Here is a 13,473-nt window from a genome sequence, read left to right as displayed (position 1 = left end):
CGAAGTCCACGTACAAAGCGTCGACCGATCGATGCTCAGCATAAAACCGTACTCGGGATACTGCGCATGGCATGCCGCTTCGCGAACCGAGCCGTCTGCAAACAACTCGTTGAAGCCGGCGTATGCGTCCGCCTGCAGAATGCCGCCAAATCCGCTCAGATGGCGCTGAGGATGCTCCCCCCTGCGGTTGGGCGAATATGCGAACCATACCGCAGGCGGTTCTGCCGAGCCTGCCCGGGTATCGTCGCGCACATAGACCCACAGCCGGCCAGTTCGCGTCTTCTTGTTGCCAGGCGCAAGCACGGGAATCGGCGTGTCGTCGGCGTGCAGCTTGGTACCGGCTATCACGTAGCGGCGCAAGGCCTGCACCAGCGGATCGAGCAATGCCTCGCACATGCCGACCCATCGGCCCATGCTGGCCGGGTCCAGCGTGACGTTCTCGCGTGCGGCGATGGCCGACTGTCGGTACAGCGGTTGATGGTCGGCATATTTGGCCACGAGGATGTCGGCGAGCAAGCTCGGGTGGGCAATGCCGCGCTCGATCGGCAAGCTCGGTGCCGCCGGCTGCGCGATGTGCCGGCAGCAGGCGCAGATCTTCTTGCGCCGGACGGTGCGAATGACCTTGAACGCCGCCGCGATACGGCCAAGCTGTTCGGACACGTCCTCGCCCAGCGGTTGCATCTGGCCGCCGCACTCGGGGCAACTCGCCTCGGGCTCAAGCACCTGTTCCTCGTGCGGCAGGTGGTCCGGCAGGGCTTCGCGCGAAGCGCGCTGATGGCTGGGCGCCTTGCTCTCGCCGCTTGCCGGCGCTTCGCGAACCTCTGCCGCACCGCGGCTGCCAGTCAGGTCCTCCAGCCGGGTCTCCAGGCGTGCAATCTCCCGGTCCAGTTGCTCAGATCTGCGACCGAACTGCATGCGCTTGAGCTTCTCGATCTGCGCCTTGAGTTGTTCGATTTCCAGATCGCGCTCGACCAGATCCTGCCGCATTCGCGACAGCGACGCCTGGGCCTCGAGCAACATGGCTTTGAGGGCATCGATGTCGTCAGGAAGGTCGTTGGCATCCGGCATGCCGCGCAGTTTACGCAGGTGCCGCGCCGTTTACAACAGCGTTTACAACATCGACAGCGGCTCGGCCGTGCGGCGCGGTTGCCGCCAGTCGATCCCCTCGAGCAGCATCGACAGTTGCGCGTGTGTCAGGTGGATCTTGCCGCTGTCGGCCTGAGGCCAGACGAAACGGCCGCGCTCGAGCCGCTTGGCGAGCAGCCAAAGTCCGTCACTGGTGGCCCAGAGAATCTTGACCAGGTCCCCTCGGCGGCCCCGGAAGATAAACACGTGGCCACCCAGCGGGTTTTCCTGCAGCGCGGTCTGCACCTTCGCGGCCAGGCCATGGAAGCCGCAGCGCATGTCGGTCGCTCCCGCTGCCATCCAGATGCGCGTGCCCGCCGGCAAGCCAATCATCGGGACAGCTCGCGAATCAGCAGGCGCAGCATATCCGGCGCCACCTCGCCGCGAATCCGCAAGCGCGCACGGTCGAATTCAATCTCGCAGACATTCTCGGACGGCTGTGCTGCACTGAGCGGCGCCGCCGGCGTATGCGCGGCCGCCTCGGCGACGATGCTCACCGGCAACAGTGCCGGCACCGTTGTCTCCTGTTTCGTCGCTACGCCCTCAGCCGACGTCGGCAACCCGTAAGCTCCGTCCAGATAATGCCGCCGCCACTTGAACAGCAGGTTCGCGTTGATATCGTTGCTGCGCGCGACCAGCGCCACCGACGCGCCTGGCTCAAATGATTGTTCGACCAGCCGCCGTTTGAACTCGGCCGGGAAGTTCGGCCGCTTGTACACGCCGCCAGCACGGCGCCCACTCAACGTCTTGTCCACTTTGGTGTCCGCAATAATTTGGTGGGCACCAAATTACCCAAGACCTCAATCAGTGCGCCAGAACGGTCTTCGTGAGGCGCTTACGCGCAGCCGGTCCGGCAGCCCATAGCAGCGGAACAGCCGCTCGAACACCGACTTGGTCGGCGCCGAGCTTCGGCCCACCCAGGCCCTTGCACCCCAGCAGATAACGGCTGGCGTGGTCCATGATCGTGAGCGGATAGCACCAGCACTGGTCCGCGGTCAGGAACTGCCCCTTGAAGTCCGCACTCCACAGCGCGTTCGGCTCGCGCGCCGAGCGCAGCGGCGTGCCATACCGCGCCACCCGCCGACGCTTGCGCCGCGGATCGATCTTGCCCGCTGCCTTCAGGATCTTGTAGATGGTCGTGCGCGAGGGCACCTCTGCCTCGCCAAACCGCTCTGCCAGGTGCTGCTGGATCTTCTTCGGCCCGAGCTCCATGCCACCTCGCCCGCGCAGTTCCAGGATCGCCTGGCGGATCGGATAGGCGATCCGCTGCTGCATATGACGGCTCCGGCTGTGTTCGGCCAGCCCGTCGATGCCTTCGTTGGCGTATCGCTCGATCCACTTGTAGCCGGTCTTGCGGCTGATGCCGTAGCGTTCGCACAGCGCGCTGACACTGTCCGTGCGGCGCAGGTGCTCGGCAATGAATAGGAGGCGTTGGTCCATAGGTTTGAGCTCACTCCAGGGCATGGGCGTCTCCCGTTGGCAGTCGCCCTTGCAGGGTAGAAAACTGTTACCTATGTGCCTGAACTGCTCTGTTACCTATGTGGGTGAACCGTACCAGGCGACGCGCTTTTGGTTTTGTCGCTCGGACAAAAGATGGAATGAACGCGCCCCGGTCCTCAACGGCGCGGCCACTCGGCAACCATGGGGGATGCATCACAGGAGGGGGGGGCCCCCATCGCGAAACGGCATCAATGTGCCAGAGTGGAAGTTCTCACAATCCACACAGGATGGAGGGACCCGAAATGAATACTACGACCTACGGCCTGGACATTGCAAAGACTGTGTTCCAACTCTATTGGGTCGAGTCCGACGGCAAGTGTTTCAATCGTCGCTTCAGCCGGCAGAGCCTGATCGAGTTCCTCGCCAAGCGGCAGCCCGGACGAGTCGCGCTCGAAGCCTGCGGCAGCGCTCACTGGTGGGCGCGCCAGCTGCGCAGCCTCGGCCACGAGCCGGTGCTGCTGCACGCCAACTACGTGCGTCCGTTTGTGCAGACCAACAGGACCGATGCTGCCGACGCCAAGGCCATCTGGACCGCGGCGCAGCTACCCGGCATGCCTGTCGTTGCCCCCAAGAACGAGTCGCAGCAGTGCATGCTCAGCCTGCACGCCATGCGCCAGCTGCGCGTGAAGATGCGCACCATGCTGGTCAACCAGTTGCGCGGCACGCTGTTCGAATTCGGCGTCCACTTCCCGCGCGGACTGCGCACCGGCCTGCATGAAATCGTGGAGCACATGGCCGACATCGAGCAGAGCGTGCCGCCCATGCTGTTCGAGTTCGTGCACGAACAATTGCAAAGCATCGAGCGGCTCGATCAGGAGATTGCCCGCCTCGACCAGCGTATCAACGCCTGGGGCCGGCAAAACCGGGCTTGCCAGACCATTCTCGCCATCCCAGGCATCGGCATGCACACCGCCACGGCCATGGTTGCCACCATTGGCGATGTCCACACCTTCAAGTCCGGGCGGCAACTGGCGGCCTACCTTGGCCTGGTGCCCAAGCAGACCGGCACCGGCGGCAAGGTCTGGCTCGGCGGCATCAGCAAACGCGGCGATCCCTACCTGCGCACCTTGCTCATCCACGGCGCCCGGGTCGTGCTGTGCCATCTGCGCCGAAAGAACCAGCCCGGCTGGGTGCTGACGCTCGCGCAGCGCCGGCCCGCTAACGTCGTGGCTGTCGCCATGGCCAACAAGATGGCACGCACGGTCTGGGCCCTCCTGGCGCATGACCGGGCTTATGACCGCGACTACGTCTCGGTCAGGCCTGCCTGATGGCAGGCGGGCTGGCAGAGGAAGAAGGCAGGACCCGTCCACCAGGTTGCGACGGTTAGATGAGCATCATGGCAAGACAGGTTGGACCGCGGGGGCGTAAGCCCAACGAGTCACAGGTGCTTCAAAGCACGAACAAAAGATAGGGACGCTCCCGGCGGATATCCATGAGGGCCCGCAGGCTCGCCTGCACCGCAAGGCCGGATATAAGTCTGCAACCAGTCCTGCTCGAGCCAGATGGTCGTCTTACCTTGCAAACCGGGGGCGCGTTCATATAAGTGACCCGCCCAGGAGGGCGGAACCAAGCGGTTCAACAGCTGCAACATGTCATCAGCGGCGAGGGCTGTCGAGCAGCTACCAGACGCAAACCGCAGCCGCAGAACATCCAAAACCCCACACACCAGCGCCGCCTTTGTTGATTCAAATCAATAGGTAGTCACCACCTGCCATCAATTGTGCGTCGCTGCAACACCCATCCCCCAATCCACTCCTTTTAGGAGGGGGCCCGATATCACGCACACAGGTCTAATGAATTCGACCCGGTCACAGCACCCGGGGCCGCCGGCCACTGCATGCCGCCGGCACTCAGCCACGGCCGCCACGCACACACCACGCGCGGCGCCCAGATGGTGGCACCTTCGCGTGCCGAATTCATAAATACAGACAGGAGACGACTTAGCATGAAGAAATCGCTTATCACCCTGGCCGTGCTTGGGGCAGCGGCAGGCACCGCCCATGCACAATCCAGTGTGACGCTGTACGGGGTCATCGACGGATCGATCGAATACGTCAACCGGGTAGCGGCATCGGCCACGACGCCAACCCAGGGGGGCAGCCGCTTTGGCATGCCGCAGGTAGGCGGCCTGTCCGCATCGCGCTGGGGCCTGCGCGGCGTGGAAGACCTCGGCGCCGGCAACCAGGCCCTGTTCGTGCTGGAAAGCGGCTTCCAGTGGGACAGCGGCAACCTGATGAGCGCGCCGCTGTTCAATCGCCAGTCCTATGTCGGCCTGCAGAACAAGGGGATCGGCAAGCTGACCTTCGGCAGGCAATACACCTCGTTCTTCGACGGCATGGCCAACTTCGCCCCGATGCGCTTTGCCGCCACCTATGAGCCGGGCATCTGGTGGATGGGCCTGAACTACCGCGAAGACAACATGGTCAAGTACACCGGCCAGTTCGGGCCGCTGCAGGCCGTGGCCCACTTCTCGTTCGGTGCCGGCGTGGCCGTGCAGAACGCCGCCGTGCTGCTGGCCAACGGCGGCGCCGGCGAGGTGCCGGGGCATTTCAGCGACAACATCGCCTATGGCGGCTCGCTGATGTACCTGAACGGCAGCGGCTTCGGCGCGTCGATCGGTGCGGACGTGTGGCGTCCCGCGGCGGTGACCGGCCAGCCCGGCACCATGACCAAGCTCGGCGCTGCCGCCCTGTACAACACCGGCCCGTTCAAGTTCACCCTCGGCTATCGCTACAACAAGGGCGAGTTCGCCAACGGCAACACCCTGCTGCGCGACGACTACTGGTGGGCCGGCGTCAACTACCAGGCCACGCCGGCGCTGGGCCTGTCGCTCGCCTACTACTACGCCGACGTCAAGGGCACGCGCGCCACTGCCACCGCTCCGGAAACCAATCCGGCGAATATGCAGCAGGTCAGCTTTATTGCCGACTACAACTTCAGCAAGCGCACCGACGTGTACCTGTCGCTGGGTTACGCCCACAACGGCGGCCTGAGCTTCGACAGCGCGGCAACCGCCTTTGCCTTCCGGTACCCGACGATGGCCGGGCAGAAGAACATGGTGGGCGCGATCGTGGGGATCCGGCAGATCTTCTGAACCTCCGATTGCCGCCGGTTTGCTCCCTCTCCCGCGGGCGGGAGAGGAGAGCGCCCTGGTGACTCAGAACACCGATGGCTTGCCAGCCGCGGAGGCACTACCTGGCCATGCTGCCAAAGCGCCCGCTGCTGAAGTCCTCGAAGGCCTGTGCAATCTCCGCCTCGGTATTCATCACGAACGGTCCATGACCGACGACCGGTTCGTCGATCGGCTGGCCGCTCAGCAGCAACACCACCGCATCGGCGCCGGCCTCGATACTCACATCTTCGCCGGCGCCGTCCAGCACCACCATTTCCGCGTCGCGCACCGTGGCCTCGGCATTGACCGTGACCTTGCCGCGCAGCACCACCAGCGCGGTATGCCAGCCCTGCGGCAATTGCAGCGCGGCGGTGCCGCCCTGGTTGAGCCGCATGTCCCACACATGCATCGGCGTAAAAGTGCGCGCCGGCCCGGCCTTGCCACCGTACTCGCCGGCAATCACGCGCACGGAACCCGCATCGCCGGGCAACGGCACCGCCGGGATATCGCGGTCCAGGATGGACTGGTAGCCCGGCGCGGTCATCTTGTCGCTGGCCGGCAGGTTGACCCACAGCTGCACCATCTCCAGCGCCCCGCCGCTTTGCGTGAAGGCCGGCGAATGGAATTCCTCATGCAGGATGCCGGCACCTGCCGTCATCCACTGCACGTCGCCGGGGCCGATCACCCCGCCCTGCCCGGTCGAATCGCGATGCGCGACCTCGCCCTTGTAGACGATAGTCACGGTCTCGAAGCCGCGGTGCGGATGCTGCCCCACGCCGCGCGGGCGCTGCGTCGGCGTAAAGTCCGCCGGCCCGGCATAGTCCAGCAGCAGGAACGGGCTGAGCTGCTTGCCGTGGCTCATGTACGAGAACATCGAGCGCACCGGAAAGCCGTCTCCGACCCAGTGCGAACGGGGTGCGCTGTAGACACCCAGGATGCGCTTCATGTCGATCTCCGTAAATGCCGGACCGGACCCCGGCCGCACCATGCGGCCGGGAGACGGATGGCACTGATCCATGGAGCGATGATAGGTGTGGGGCGTCGCGCGCTGTAGTCAGCGGAATTGCGCTTCAGCGTTCCGTCATTGGAACGATGCCGAGGGCCGGCAGCCTCTTGCGCGTCATGCCCGTCCGATCTGGCGCGCCTGGCGATCGAGCAACGCGCCTCAGCGGCCCATGCGCGCGTCGTAGCTGCGCGAGATGCGCTCGAGCAGGCCGGGATCCGCCGGGTCGCTGCCGTCGAACTGCACCCGCACCGTGCCGTCCGCCTGCCGGCGCACGCTGGCCGTCACCATCCGGTTGTTGCGGGTGCCGGCCACCGTGCCGGACGAGGAATCCTCCGTGCTGATCGACACGCCCTGGTCGCGCATGGCGCCGGCAGCCGCGGCAAAGGCGCGGTCGTAGCGGCTGGGCTGCTGCCCCGGGTAGGTGGTCGGGACCACTTCCGCCGGGTAGTAAGGGTAGGGGTAGCATGCCGTCAGCACCGGCACCGCGCCGAGCATGGCAACGCCCGCCAGGATCCGGAGCACGTGCGTCACGGTGTCACCTTGGTCCAGCCCGGCCCGGGATCGAAGGTCTTGGTCGCCGCGGCCTTGCCGGCGCTGTCGGGTCCCAGGTCGCGTTCATAGACCTGGCCGTCGTGGCTGACCATGAAGCTCTTCACGCCGGTGTCGCCGTAGCGTACCGGCCAGGCCAGCACGGCAAAGCCGCCGAACAGCTTGCCATTGACGACATAGTTGTACGCGCCGCCGGGTGCGTTGGGGCCCTGGGCCGTCAGCAGCTTGTAGTGATAGCCGTAATAGCCGCCCTGCCCCGGATTGCGCTTGCCGGCCGTCAGGAAGGCGGCCCCGAGCGGGCTGTGCGGTGCGCCGTCCGACGTCGGCCAGTACAGCCCGTCCTGCTTGCCCGGCGAACTCGCAAGCTTGCCCGCGTAGGCCAGCAAGCCGTCGCCGTCATGGTCGGTCCGGGCGTATTCGCGCTGGGCGTCGTAGACCGCGAGCATGGTCTGGATCACCGCGAGTTCATTGCGGCCGATGCGGCGTATGCGCATCTCGTCGACCCCGGCACGCGTATCGAACTGCCAGCCCTTCGCTGTCTTCACCAGCGGGACTGGCAGGGTCCAGCCGTCATTACCTACGGCGATGCGGGCGCGGCTGTCGCCCTCTGGCTGGACCGCATGCGAAATCCGCCAGGCCTCGAGAAAGCGGTACCGGATGTCGGCGCCGACTGGCGGGATCAGGTCGTGGAACTTCGCGCCAAGCAGCACCTTCATGGCATCGTCGTCGCTGGTGGCGACGGCCTCGCCAAAGGCGTTCATGGCGGCCTCGGGGGTTTTGAAGGGCTTCTGCGCGTGCGCGGCGTGCATGCCGGCAACGGTCAGCGCGAGCGCAAGCGCCAGCGCGCAGGCCAGGCGGCCAGGCAGGTATCGGGCAAGGCTTAGTGGTGACGTCATGATCGAGGCTCCCTGGTCCGCTAGCGCCTGCCACCGCGTCCGCCGCCGCCGCCACGACCGCCGCCACCGCTGAATCCGCCGCCGCCACGTCCACCGCCGCCGCCGCTGTAGCCGCCGCCTGCGCGGCCTCCGGCCGACTGCATGCTGGAGCGTCCGCGATCGAAGTCGCGCTGTGACGCGCCGCCGCCCACGCCCTGGAATGCGTTGTCCCGTCCGCCGCCGCCGCGGTCGGCTACGGTGGAGGCCCGTTCGCCGCCGCCCCGTGACCGATCGGCAGCCCCTGCGCGATCCGACACGCCGGCCCGGTCAGATACGCCGCCTCGATCGGAGACTCCGGCCCGGTCAGAGACCCCGCCCCGTTCGCCGCCCCGATCACCGGCCCGGTCTCCGGCGCGGTCACCCGCCCGGTCACCCGCCCGGTCTCCGGCCCGATCCCCGGCACCCGGCCGGTCCTGCCCGCCTGCCCGGTCACGCGCCGCGCGGTCGGACACGCCGGCGCCACCCTCGCGGCCCCGGAACTCATTGCGCCGGTCCGCGCCCGGCACGTCGCGGGAGAATTTCTCGCGGGTGGCATTGTCGCGGTAGGCCACGCCCTGCCGGTGGCTGGAGTCGTGCTGCCAGCGCCCGCCGGACTGTACCTTGGTACGGTCAAAGTTGCGGTCGATATTGGTGGCCCGGTTGACATTGATATTCACGTCGCCGCCACCCCAGTTGCAGTTGCCGAAGATCGCCCCGGCGGCGGCCAGCCCGACGCCCCAGGCAAAGCCCGTGGCCAGCGCGGCGCCCGGATAGTAGGCGGGATACGGCGGCCAGTAGTACGGCGGATAGGACGGATAGCCCCAGGAACCGTAGACCACGGTGGGGTTGTAGGCCGGCACGTAGATGACCTGCGGATCGGCTGGCTCGATGCGCACCACGGTCTGCACGCCCGGCGCCGCACTGGTCGCGGGCTCGACGATGACGTTCTGCTGTTCGGTGGTCTTGAGGTTGCCCGATTGCTGCGCCTTGTTGCGCAGCCGCTGCACCGCCGCCAGAACATCCTTCTCCTGGGCCAGGAAGGCGTCGCCGAGCTTCTGCGTCCAGTCGAGCTTGTCATTCATCGGTTCGAGCACCTGCGGGAAGGCCACCAGCGACTTCACGCTGACATCCCACGGCTGGTCGGCCACGGCCTTGACCGCGGCGTCGCCCTTGACCTTGGGATTGGCCTTGACCCAGCGCGCCGCGTGCACGATCTCCAGCGGATAGGTGGAGGCCATCAGCACCTGCGACAGCACGGAATCGGGATAAAGCGCGATCGGCGCGACCAGCGCCTCGAGCTCCTCCGGCTTGAAGGTGGGTGGCGGATTCTGTACGTCTTGTGCCGCGGCACCGCCCGCTCCCGCCATCAGCGTGACAAACAGCCATGCCCAGCCGCACTGAAGCAGCCGCCTGACCAGAAAGGCCATGTTCCCTCCTCGCAGCCGGTGACGTCGCCATCCACGGCGGGCTGTGCCAGCGCGTCAAGCGGGAGGATGTCTTCCTGCTGCGTGCCATGCCAGCCAATATCCGGAGCGGATTTTGCTCCATACGCGCTACGAAGGTAGTACGACAATCCCGGGAATACAACAGATTTCAAATCAATGCCTTGCAAGCACGGCGGCGGCGATTTCGATAAAAAAATTGATCGGCGTCAGGATTCAACCCCGCATGGTTTCTATCGTAAAAGCGACCCGCGTGCGCGCGCACAACGGCGGATGCTGCATGGCGGGGCATTGAAAGCGGGACGTCGACCATGCCAGAAGCCAGCACAGGAATAATCGGCTGCGCGCTTTCCTCCGCGGCACCTGCAGTACGCCCCTGATCCTCAAATAACCTGCGAGGCTGCCATGAAGCGCCGTGACTTTCTCCTGATTTCCTCCGCGTCGATTGCCGCCCTGGCTACCGGCTGCACCACCACCGGCACAGGCAGCAGCACCGATGCCGCCGCCAAGCGCCGCGAGATCGATGCCGGTGTCGATGGTGCGATGAGCCGGCTCTTTTCCTCCGCGCGCGGCGCCAACGAGCTGGCGCAGAAGGCGCAAGGCATCCTGGTGTTCCCGCGCATCCTGGCCGCCGGCTTTGTCGTCGGCGGCGAATACGGCGAAGGCGCGCTGCGTGTCGGCGGCCAGTCGGTCGCCTACTACAGGACGACGTCGGCTTCGTTCGGCCTGCAGGCCGGGGCCCAGTCCAAGGCTGTGATCCTGATGTTCATGACGCCGGACGCGCTGCAGAAATTCCAGGCCAGCAAGGGCTGGACCGCCGGCGTCGACGGTTCGATTGCCGTGGCCAAGATCGGCGCGGGCGGCGACCTGGACACCAACACCGTACGCGCGCCCATCGTGGGCTTTGTCGTCACCAACGCCGGCTTGATGGCCAACCTGTCGCTGGAAGGCACCAAGATCACGAAGCTGGAAATCTGACCGGACCCCGCGGCAACGGGACGGCGGTGGAGGAGCATCATGGCCAAGGGAAAAGGGAAGCGCCAGGACAAGGACCGGACCGACACCGAGCCGCGCGAGCCGGGCGCGGCTGGCAGCCGCGAGGAAGAGCCGGACCAGCAGCCGCGCGAGCGCATGTCAGAGAAGGCGTACCAGAAGGAACTCTTCCCGCTGCATGTCGAGCTTGTCAAGCTGCAGCAATGGGTGCAGGCAAGCGGCACCAAGGTCTGCGTGGTGTTTGAAGGCCGCGACGGTGCCGGCAAGGGCGGCACCATCAAGGCCATCACGGAGCGCGTCAGTCCGCGCGTCTTCCGCGTGGTCGCCCTGCCCGCGCCGACCGATCGCGAAAAGAGCCAGATGTACGTGCAGCGCTACCTGCCGCACCTGCCCGCCGCGGGAGAGATCGTCATCTTCGACCGGAGCTGGTACAACCGCGCCGGCGTCGAGCGCGTGATGGGATTCTGTACCGAAACGCAGGCCGAGGAGTTTCTCCGGGCCGTGCCCCTGGTCGAACGCGCCATCGTGCATTCCGGCATCATCCTGATCAAGTACTGGCTCGAGGTCAGCCCGGAAGAGCAGACCCGCCGCCTGCAGGGACGCATCCAGGACGGCCGCAAGGTATGGAAGCTCACCGACATGGACTTGCGCTCGTACAGCCGCTGGTACGACTATTCACGCGCGCGCGACGCCATGTTTGCCGCCTCCGATACCGACTATGCCCCGTGGCATGTGGCCAATTCCAATGACAAGCGCCGGGCGCGCCTGAACATCATCACGCACCTGCTGGCACAGGTCCCGTACAAGGAGATCGAGCGCAAGCCAGTCAAGCTGCCGGCCAGGCAGAAGGCGGGCGGATACCGGGAGCCGGACTATCAATATCGGTATGTGGAAGAGCGATACTAGCCGCGGTCCCCGGCTGGCAATCCCGGGCGCGTGAGCCCCCGGGCTGCCAGCATTCACTTCTTCTTGGCAGGCTCCACCGAAATCGCCATGGCCTCGGTGTACACCACCTGTACCCGATCGCCCTTCTTCACCGACTTCAGTTGTCCGGGATCCTCTACCAGCAGATCGATCTGGTTGCCCTTCGGGCCCTTGAGCGTCACGGTCTTGCTGGCAGCGTTCACCGCCACCACGTCGGCCGTCACCGTGACCTCCCTGCCGACCACCCCGCCAGGCTTGGCACCGGGCGCCGCGCGTTCTTCCGTGGCCCGCTCCGTCGCCGTGAGCGGCCCCGACGCCTTGGTCAGGCTGAGCGAGACGGCCTCCCGATACTGCGCGGTCACGACGTCGCCGACGGCAAGCTGATCGAAATTGCGCGCCTCTTCCCCCACAATCAGCTGGGTGGTTTTGCCCTTTGTCGTTTTCAGCGTCACGGTCCGGGTGCCACGGTCGATGGCGACCACAGTGGCCTTTACGGTCGCGGTGCCGGTCGCCGTCGCCTGGCCCTGCGAGCGCTGGACGTCGACCGTGGTTTCGGGTTGTGCCACCGCGGTCTGCAGCGCCAGGCCCAGGATGGCCATGCCCATCAATGCTGTTTTCTTCATGCTGTGCTCCTCTGGAATGGAAAGCTGGCCCGGGACGACGTCCCGGCCCGGCGCGGCGCCCTGGCTGTGCACGAAGCCGCACCGGCTGGCCTCATTCAATCTAGGCGAGTCCGTCCGCAGGAAATTGATCCGGGGCAAGGTTGACGGGTATCGGCCCCGGCGGCTCAGGCCACGGCCCTCTGGGGTAGCGCCCCCCCTCGGATGGGGGGTCTGGCGAGCAGGGCCTTGAGTGACTTCGGATATCCATGTCCGCCACGCTCGCTGTTCTTTGTCCTCATTTAGGTATTGAATACGTACCGTGAGGCAACCCGTACACGGCCTTCCATCCACCCGGGATGGGATAGCGCCGAGGCGGCATCCGACCCACAGGGGGTATGCAATGCTAGACGCCCATCAGTCCAGACGAGGTATTGAAGCACCATACGCCGACATGACATGGGACGGCGCGCACGCGGCCAGCGACAGTGCGATAGCGGCAGCAACAGAAAGCGCCTGCTGGCCCACAACGGCAGCCCTGCGCCGATGGAGCCAGGACGCCCCGGCCGAGGTCGACCTGGGCACGCTTCAATCCGTCATGACTTGCTGGCGCCTGGTCCGCAAAGGCGAGGCCCTGTTCCGCGCCGGCGACCGCTTCGAGAGCATCTACAAGCTGCGCTCGGGCACCGTCAAGACCGTGGTCTCCGATGCGGACGGCCATGAGCACGTCAATGGCTATTTCCTCCAGGGCGACATCCTCGGCCTGGGCGGGATCAGCACGCAAAGTCATCACTGCGATGCGACGGCGCTGGAAGACTGCGTGGCGGGCTATATCGCCTTCAGCCAGCTCGAAGCGCTCTGCCGCGAGGTCCAGTCGTTGCAGCAGGAGATCCACCGCCTGCTGAGCGCAGAGATCGTGCGCGAATCGACGCGGCTGATGCTGCTCGGCAGCCATGGCGCGGAACAGCGCGTCGCCAGCTTCCTGCTGGATGTGCGGGCACGCCTGAACGCGCGCGGCCAGGCCGGCAGCGATTTCCATCTGCGCATGACGCGGGAAGATATCGGCAGCTATCTCGGCCTGACGCTGGAAACCGTCAGCCGCACCTTCTCGCGGCTGCAGCAGGAGGGCCTGATCGCGGTGCGCGGCAAGCACGTCACGCTGGTCGATACCGAAGGGCTGGAGCGCCTGGGGCGCGGGCAGCGGCATTGCGTTTCCTGATATCCTCGCTGCCGGAAGAGATGGGACTCCTACGGCGTCTGAAACGATGATGCTTATCCCAGATCGCCTTGGCCGGTTCCTGCGTAGCGC

At 66.0% G+C, this 13,473-nt stretch carries 12 protein-coding genes and 2 pseudogenes; 5 read left to right on the top strand and 9 right to left on the bottom strand.

All coding sequences use genetic code 11. The features are described from left to right. Positions 1 to 63: 63 nt before the first annotated feature. From tnpC to AC10V3_RS06385, 4 genes and pseudogenes are all read right to left on the bottom strand, one after another. Positions 64 to 1,068 (bottom strand): annotated as a pseudogene (gene tnpC / locus AC10V3_RS06400) (IS66 family transposase); the annotation flags it as partial. Positions 1,069 to 1,110: 42 nt separating this feature from the next. Continuing rightward, a complete protein-coding gene (gene tnpB, locus AC10V3_RS06395) occupies positions 1,111 to 1,458 on the bottom strand; it encodes an IS66 family insertion sequence element accessory protein TnpB (protein ID WP_022536743.1) in 348 nt (115 codons plus the stop codon). Beyond that, positions 1,455 to 1,802 (bottom strand): annotated as a pseudogene (tnpA, locus tag AC10V3_RS06390) (IS66-like element accessory protein TnpA); the annotation flags it as partial. The pseudogene tnpA and the gene tnpB, both read right to left, overlap by 4 nt. Before the next feature lie 127 nt (positions 1,803 to 1,929). Beyond that, a complete protein-coding gene (locus tag AC10V3_RS06385; RefSeq protein WP_490923300.1) occupies positions 1,930 to 2,565 on the bottom strand; it encodes a helix-turn-helix domain-containing protein in 636 nt (211 codons plus the stop codon). A 302-nt stretch (positions 2,566 to 2,867) separates the two neighbouring features. On the opposite strand from AC10V3_RS06385, the gene AC10V3_RS06380 reads away from it, so the two are divergent. Continuing rightward, the gene (locus tag AC10V3_RS06380; RefSeq protein WP_490923299.1) at positions 2,868 to 3,893 is read left to right on the top strand and encodes an IS110 family RNA-guided transposase; all 1,026 of its coding nucleotides are present in this window, start codon (positions 2,868 to 2,870) and stop codon (positions 3,891 to 3,893) included. Positions 3,894 to 4,570: 677 nt separating this feature from the next. After that, positions 4,571 to 5,719: a porin gene (locus AC10V3_RS06375; protein ID WP_022534347.1), complete on the top strand. Its 1,149-nt coding sequence runs from the start codon at positions 4,571 to 4,573 to the stop codon at positions 5,717 to 5,719. A 97-nt stretch (positions 5,720 to 5,816) separates the two neighbouring features. On the opposite strand, the gene AC10V3_RS06370 is transcribed toward AC10V3_RS06375, so the two are convergent. The 4 genes from AC10V3_RS06370 to AC10V3_RS06355 all read right to left on the bottom strand — a co-directional run bounded on the left by AC10V3_RS06370 (position 5,817) and on the right by AC10V3_RS06355 (position 9,633). After that, on the bottom strand, positions 5,817 to 6,683 hold the full coding sequence (locus tag AC10V3_RS06370; RefSeq protein WP_022534346.1) for a pirin family protein: 867 nt from the start codon (positions 6,681 to 6,683) through the stop codon (positions 5,817 to 5,819). A 219-nt stretch (positions 6,684 to 6,902) separates the two neighbouring features. Beyond that, positions 6,903 to 7,238, bottom strand: a complete 336-nt coding sequence (locus AC10V3_RS06365; RefSeq protein ID WP_374063669.1) for a hypothetical protein — start codon at positions 7,236 to 7,238, stop codon at positions 6,903 to 6,905. Positions 7,239 to 7,270: 32 nt separating this feature from the next. Continuing rightward, positions 7,271 to 8,188 carry a DUF2950 domain-containing protein gene (locus AC10V3_RS06360; protein WP_022534344.1) on the bottom strand — a complete coding sequence of 306 codons (918 nt, stop codon included), beginning with the start codon at positions 8,186 to 8,188 and terminating at the stop codon, positions 7,271 to 7,273. 20 nt (positions 8,189 to 8,208) lie between these two features. Next, positions 8,209 to 9,633: a DUF3300 domain-containing protein gene (locus tag AC10V3_RS06355; protein ID WP_490923296.1), complete on the bottom strand. Its 1,425-nt coding sequence runs from the start codon at positions 9,631 to 9,633 to the stop codon at positions 8,209 to 8,211. Positions 9,634 to 10,053: 420 nt separating this feature from the next. Between AC10V3_RS06355 and AC10V3_RS06350 the strand changes: the two genes are divergently transcribed. Continuing rightward, complete coding sequence (locus tag AC10V3_RS06350; protein WP_022534342.1) at positions 10,054 to 10,626, top strand: BPSL1445 family SYLF domain-containing lipoprotein; 573 nt, start codon at positions 10,054 to 10,056, stop codon at positions 10,624 to 10,626. Between the two features lie 39 nt (positions 10,627 to 10,665). Then, positions 10,666 to 11,547 carry a polyphosphate kinase 2 gene (ppk2, locus tag AC10V3_RS06345; RefSeq protein ID WP_022534341.1) on the top strand — a complete coding sequence of 294 codons (882 nt, stop codon included), beginning with the start codon at positions 10,666 to 10,668 and terminating at the stop codon, positions 11,545 to 11,547. A 53-nt stretch (positions 11,548 to 11,600) separates the two neighbouring features. Here ppk2 and AC10V3_RS06340 read toward each other — a convergent pair whose 3' ends face one another. Then, a complete protein-coding gene (locus tag AC10V3_RS06340) occupies positions 11,601 to 12,188 on the bottom strand; it encodes a hypothetical protein (RefSeq protein WP_022534340.1) in 588 nt (195 codons plus the stop codon). Positions 12,189 to 12,618: 430 nt separating this feature from the next. Here AC10V3_RS06340 and AC10V3_RS06335 point away from each other — a divergent pair, with 430 nt between their 5' ends. Beyond that, on the top strand, positions 12,619 to 13,383 hold the full coding sequence (locus AC10V3_RS06335) for a helix-turn-helix domain-containing protein (protein WP_374063650.1): 765 nt from the start codon (positions 12,619 to 12,621) through the stop codon (positions 13,381 to 13,383). Positions 13,384 to 13,473: the final 90 nt, after the last annotated feature.

It is taken from the genome of Cupriavidus sp. PB-02 (assembly GCF_058252315.1).
This window is presented reverse-complemented; position numbering and strand designations above follow the sequence as displayed.